Below are 6,044 nucleotides of genomic sequence, written 5' to 3' on the forward strand. Positions count from 1 at the left end.
CAAAAAATTATATGCGATTTACAGGAATATTGCAGCAACAGAAGAAAGCTGCCAGAAATTCAATGACTTCTAGAAAAAACCTAATAAAAAATATTGCGGGTTTTTAATTGTTACGAACCCAAAATAGGAAATAATGCATTTATATATTTATCTCTATACTTATATTTTTCCAAAAACTAATAATAAGCTGGATATTCCCAGCCAAACAAAAAAACTGTATCTAGTTAAGTCTAGAGCTTGGTAAATAGATTTTGTCGTGATGGGATGTGTTGGATCTCCTAGTAGTGGCTTATATTTAGCTGTTCCGTTGTACCAATTTATGCCCCCCACCTGTACTCCTAAAATTGATGCATAACCACATTCACTCCAGCCGGAATTAGGACTTGGGTCTTTTTTTGCATCTCGACAGCAGATTTGCCAAACTGCCATAGGTTTACGTGCAATTATGCTTAGAGTTAAAATGTTTAGGCGACAGGGTAACCAAGTTAATCTATCTTCTAAATTGGCACTAAACCATCCTAAATGAGTATAAGGTTCATGTAAGTACCCAATCATTGAGTCTAAGGTACTACTTGCTTTATATGCCATGGCTAAAGTTACAGGTTCAACTCCTGGAATAATTGCCCCTAGAATTGCATATAATAAAGGAGCTATTACACCATCTGTTGCATTTTCCGTAACAGTTTCTAATGTAGCCCGTAAAATTCCTGTTTTAGTTAAATTTTCTGTGTCTCTTCCCACATAATTTCTTAGAATATAGCGAGCTGTAGACAAGTCACCTTTTTCTAAAGGTTTTAGAACTTCTATAGCTGCATTTCTCAAACTTCTACCGGCAAAGCAGCTAGATAAAATAACTACTTGCAATCCTATTCCCAGGAACAAATTTACAGATTCAGTTGTATGGATTATGACTTGAGGGACAATACCACTTCCAATTACAACAATAATACTAAGTACAACCCCTGCTAGACGCTGACTAATAGGGTCATGATAAAATGTGTTTGCAAGTTTTGCAAAATAAGAAATAACCCATCCAATTACTTGTACTGGGTGAAGGAGATATATGGGATCACCAATAAAATAATCTAAGATTGCAGCAAAAATGATTACAGTGTAACCAATCACTTGAATTTTGTATGGATAGAATTTAAAAGCCAGAGTGGTAAATAAAGATATAAAAATTATTATCTCTTTTCCTCTCTTTACAGACAATCAATGTACATTTTAATCTATCCTCTTAATAATTATTCACTATTAATTAAATTTATTTTCCAGATTTTATTGTGTAACGGAAAATAGTTTTTTAGGGTAAAAGCACTTCTAAATAGGATTTATACTTATTTTTATTCTGAATAATTGATCATGATTGTGTATATTTTGCCAAAAAATACAAATAAACGACGCACTTTTTGCCAATATGGTTTAATATCTTCCAAAAACAAAACCTTTGGCAAAAAATAGGTATGAGTGACAAAATGATAGAAGAATATGGCAAAGGTTATCTTGTTCTACTTTTGCCGGTCTCATTTTTGATTGTTTTTCTTGTAGCAACATGGCGTATTTGGGTAGCAATGATACTTTTAGTTTTGGGTATCAAAGTTTGGCAACGTTATCAATGGGAATCATGGTGCCAGAAGGTAAACCCTTTATTTGGGCAAATTGTCTATGAGAACCAGGGGAAAATTACCCCTATAGACTTAGCAGCAAGGTGTAATTTTCCCGGAAATTTGGCAAAACGCTACCTCGATACTAAAGCTGAAGAATTTGGTGTGACACCATCGAAATCAAATGATGGCAATCAAATTTATTACTTTTTAAATACAATAGCCCTAAGTAGTATTTTTGATAATAGTGAACCCAACACAGATATAGAATCAGATACTGAAAAAGTTCCAGCTGCTATTTTGTCAGCTCCTATTATTGAGGAGACAAAAGAGTTAGAGGAAATACAATTAGAGCTAAAACAGACTCCCCAAGAAAAAGAACCTAAATTGACTCTAGAGGAAAATTTGCTTTTTGGCTCTCTAATTCAATCAGAGCTAGCTAAAAGACTTAATGTTTACTCAAGTACAATTTATAAACACCGTAATGACCCTGATTTTTCTGAGTGGACTCGAAATAGAGATCCTGATGGTATGAGTTGGGTATATTCCCCAGAAACAAAAGAATTTTTTCCGGAGGAAGAAGAAATAAATTAATGGAGGCTTTATGAAGCATTACAAGTTAAATCAACAGATGAGACCCATAGAAAAATTCACCGTTATTAGCCATTGCTAGAATTCATAAATAATAATCTATATTGATTGGTATCCTATGGCATCGGATATAGAATGAAGTCCATGTTGATCTAACTTGTTTACTAAACCCTGCAAAATGCGACTGACTATAAAGGGTCCCTCATAAACCCAACCTGTATAAATTTGTATGAGAGTTGCACCGGCTGTTATTTTTTCCCAGGCATGGTCGGTATTAAAAACACCACCAACACCAATTATGGGTACTTTTCCTTTGGTTTGTTGCCAAATAAAGCGAATAATTTCTGTTGATCGGTCACGTAATGGGGCACCGCTTATGCCGCCGGCTTCCTGGTCAGGAAAATTCCCTGTTGCACTAATGATATTTCTTGTTAAACCCTCACGCTTAATGGTTGTATTTGTAGCAATAATACCTGCCAATTGGTAAATTTGCACTAAATCGATGATATTAGAGATTTCTTCCCATTCTAAGTCTGGAGCAATCTTAATAAGTATTGGTTTATATGCACTGTTTTCTTCCTGTAATCCTGCAAGTATGGGTCTCAACATGTTTGTATTTTGTAATGATCTTAATCCAGGAGTATTAGGAGAGGATATATTAACCACAAAATAATCTCCCAAGTCTTTGAGTAGGCGGAAGCTTCGAACATAATCTGTAGTTGATTCTAATAATGCTGTTACCTTGGATTTACCAAGATTAATACCGATAGGTATAATAGAAGGACATTTTTGTCTTTGGGCTGTTAATCGCTTGGCCATAACTTCAGCACCACTGTTATTAAAGCCCATACGATTAAGGGCCGCATTATCCATCGGTAAACGAAATAAACGGGGGCGTGGATTTCCCGATTGTGGATAATAAGTCACAGTCCCCATCTCCGCAAAACCAAAACCTAAACTGGACCAAACATTACTTACGGCAGCATCCTTATCAAATCCAGCAGCCAAACCCAATGGGTTTAGAAAATTCAGTCCCCATAATTTTTGTCCCAAACGACTGTTGCTAAAACACAAGTAATGCCTTATTTTTGCATTCAAATACTTGTTTTTTTCCCAACAGTTTAAAGTATGAATTGTATGCTGATGTAGAGATTCTGGATCTACCTCCAGCAAGTTGAAGAGTAAAGGACGAAGTATAGATTGATAAATGTCCACTAATTTCAGCCATTGTTGACTTGTCTTTAGTTATTACCTATTAGGTGTTTAGCTATAAATTTGGAAGAAAATATTATAGTTAAACTTAATAAACAATTACTGTTATTCTTAAACAGAGATCCTAAGTGCGGAACTATCCTAACTATAGTAAACCCAGCAATTAGAGACTCTACTTTCATACAATAACATCACTTGAATATTACTATCTACTCTTTTACCATTTGGTATTGATAATCTTTGATAAAAAAACAAATACTGGCCCGGATTAAAAGAAGTCTTCTCAAATTCTATAATCCTTATTATCATGAAGATAGAAAGAAAATACCCAATATAAATTGACTAATTCTCTTGATCTCGCTCAATATACAATATTTTCTGTCAGGTTAGTGTTGTCCTATTAATAATTCAGGGAATAAGACTAACCTGCATTACTACCTTTTACATAAACCTTTTGTCTGCTTTATCTCTCCTATCTTACTACTAATCTGTCAGATATATTGGGAAACAAGTTAGGTATCTGTATAAAATTATGTAATGCTATTTATCTGTAAAGTTATTTTAAAGTCCATACCAAATATGTATATACACTTAGGTTGAAACTAAATAGTAATAACTAAAAGTAATATTATTCCTAAGTTCAGTTATGTTAAGGATTATTTCAGAGGATTACACAACCAAGGTTTTTGAACCACTCTAGAATTATGTTGATGTATGCCAGAGTATGGTTGTTATGAACAAACGGCATATAGGTTTTTCAATGTAACTCAAAATATTATTGAAAGTAAGAATTTGTACAGATACGACTGGTGATAAAAGCCATATTATGATGACTCTAATCAGTTGGTATAATCCATAGTTTTTATCAGGGAGTTTTTGACTGCATAATTTATAAAATTCCCTCAACTTTATCTGTTTTCTTATAATTAGAATCAATGATTTTTCTAAATTCTCCAACCACAATCAATTGTTTAATAGAATCCACAATCTCATGAAGTACAACACTTGTTCAATGCTTGACACGGTAATGTAAAAATACATCATGTTCAACTTGATGTACTGTTAGTAGTTCTAAATGTGGTGCTTTTTTAGATAAAAACCCTTTGCCCTCAACAGGAGTGGGGGCATCTTTTCCACCTAATACTAGTGGACACACTGTAAGCCAGAATTCATCAATCAAATCTAATTCCATCATTTCACCAATTAGATTTCCTCCTCCTAAAACTACTAACTTGGATATTCCGATATTAGTTAAATACTTTAATGCTTGGATAAGCTTAGTCCTACCCATAAAAGTTTCTAACACCAAAATTTTCTCAAATTTTCCATGAGATACTTTCCAAGCTTGTGCACCTAAGGATGAAGTTAGCAACCATCGAGGAATTGACTGGTAAAAAAACGAATGTTCGGATCTATTTGAGCTAAATTTGAAACCACCATATGAATTGGTTGTGGTGGTTTACCTCTTTCTCTCCTTTGATGCAGTAATTGTGGGTGAGATATAGTTAATGTTGTACCATAAGCCCGAAGTGTTCCAGCACCAAACAAGACAGCATCAGTAGCAGCAATTTGTTCCTCCAAATGCATCTTATCAACCCTAGAAGTGAATCTAGCTGGTGCACGCATGGTGTCCGCTATTTTCCCATCTACACTCATTGCTAAAACTGCTGTTATATAGGGACGATTAAGCATGAAGTTATATAAAATCTTTGTTTTTGGATAATAAATCTATGTTCCGAAAATTATGGATACCTCTACAAGATTATCACTATTTTTAGTATCAATAATCATATTTTAATTACAAAATTGTAATTATAGAAACCTTTAAATATTCATAAATAACTTATTTGGTGACAACTAAAACAAGTTATTCCAGTTTCTAAAAGAAAGATACAACAATATAATTCACTGTATATAGGTTTTGATATAGCTTGATTTTTACTAGGATAAAATACTAATTTTGAAGTCGTGTCCATAGTTATTATATAAGAATATAGATTCAAAAAATATACTCAAATTTATACATTTATTATTGATAGAGCTAATTATTATAGCATGCATAATTAATCCTTATTGCAGGAATAGTGTAAGGCTAAAGTTAGCAGCAACTTTTAAAGATAAGGGGTAAGCTTTATAAGTGGACATTTTTTAACCAGCATAAAAATTATCAAAAAAATAATAATACCGTAAATATTTTCATCTATAGCAATCGAAAAAATAATTGAACTCTCGAGGTGGTAGGTAGGCAGTTAATATTCGCTATTTATAGCTTGAACATATTTATATAATCAACAGTAATTTAATAACTATTATTTTTTAGAGATAAATCTACTTTTTATTTATCATTGAATTTATTTAGCAGAAATTTTCAAATGAGAATATTGCTATAGATCCAGTTATAAGGAATGGATAAAATAACCCAGAAAAAATAATTTATTTTACTAAACTACCATCTCAATATATAGTTTATTAATATAGTAAGGCAGCAAATTATACTTAAAATGATAAAAATATTTTTTATAGATTTTGATCAATTATAGTGCCAAATTTATCTCTAAAGTTTTTTTTAATAGCTATTATTAAATGTCAATATATTACGTATAATCTTATGAGATGGCCATTGGCATTACAATATTG

General features: G+C 32.5%; 3 protein-coding genes and 1 pseudogene. 1 reads left to right on the top strand and 3 read right to left on the bottom strand.

What is annotated here, in order from left to right; all coding sequences use genetic code 11:
- Positions 1-159: 159 nt before the first annotated feature.
- On the bottom strand, positions 160-1,212 hold the full coding sequence (gene cbiB, locus RINTHH_RS06090) for an adenosylcobinamide-phosphate synthase CbiB (protein WP_008234241.1): 1,053 nt from the start codon (positions 1,210-1,212) through the stop codon (positions 160-162).
- A 251-nt stretch (positions 1,213-1,463) separates the two neighbouring features.
- Between cbiB and RINTHH_RS06095 the strand changes: the two genes are divergently transcribed.
- Positions 1,464-2,198, top strand: coding sequence for a hypothetical protein (locus RINTHH_RS06095; protein ID WP_044304742.1), 735 nt, complete (start codon positions 1,464-1,466; stop codon positions 2,196-2,198).
- A gap of 96 nt (positions 2,199-2,294) precedes the next feature.
- Here the strand turns inward: RINTHH_RS06095 and RINTHH_RS06100 are convergent, their stop codons facing one another.
- Together RINTHH_RS06100 and RINTHH_RS11705 are read right to left on the bottom strand one after the other, a co-directional pair.
- Positions 2,295-3,410, bottom strand: coding sequence for a quinone-dependent dihydroorotate dehydrogenase (locus RINTHH_RS06100; protein WP_008234245.1), 1,116 nt, complete (start codon positions 3,408-3,410; stop codon positions 2,295-2,297).
- A gap of 1,006 nt (positions 3,411-4,416) precedes the next feature.
- A pseudogene (locus RINTHH_RS11705) lies at positions 4,417-5,099 on the bottom strand (RibD family protein).
- Positions 5,100-6,044 lie beyond the last annotated feature (945 nt).

Origin of the sequence: Richelia intracellularis HH01, from assembly GCF_000350105.1 — a bacterium.
GTDB lineage: Bacteria > Cyanobacteriota > Cyanobacteriia > Cyanobacteriales > Nostocaceae > Richelia > Richelia intracellularis.